Origin of the sequence: Limosilactobacillus reuteri, from assembly GCF_020785355.1 — a bacterium.
Taxonomy (GTDB): Bacteria; Bacillota; Bacilli; order Lactobacillales; family Lactobacillaceae; genus Limosilactobacillus; species Limosilactobacillus reuteri_I.
Genome location: NZ_JAJGVH010000029.1, coordinates 1 through 209, shown reverse-complemented (window position 1 = coordinate 209; position 209 = coordinate 1). Strand labels below are relative to the sequence as shown.

Below are 209 nucleotides of genomic sequence, written 5' to 3'. Positions count from 1 at the left end.
GTACGACTTGCATGTATTAGGCACACCGCCGGCGTTCATCCTGAGCCAGGATCAAACTCTCATATAAAATATATAAGAACTTGAATAGCTCTCAATTATCTTTGCTATTAAGCGAATTGACTTCGCAAATGTTTTGCTTCAAATCACATCGTGATTGAAGACCCTACACATTTGATTCGTCGAAACTTTGTTCAGTTTTCAAAGGTCTA

1 rRNA gene is annotated in these 209 nt (G+C 38.3%); it reads right to left on the bottom strand.

The annotated features are described in order from the left end of the window. A 16S ribosomal RNA gene (locus LMB56_RS00745) occupies positions 1–67 on the bottom strand; the annotation flags it as partial. Positions 68–209: the final 142 nt, after the last annotated feature.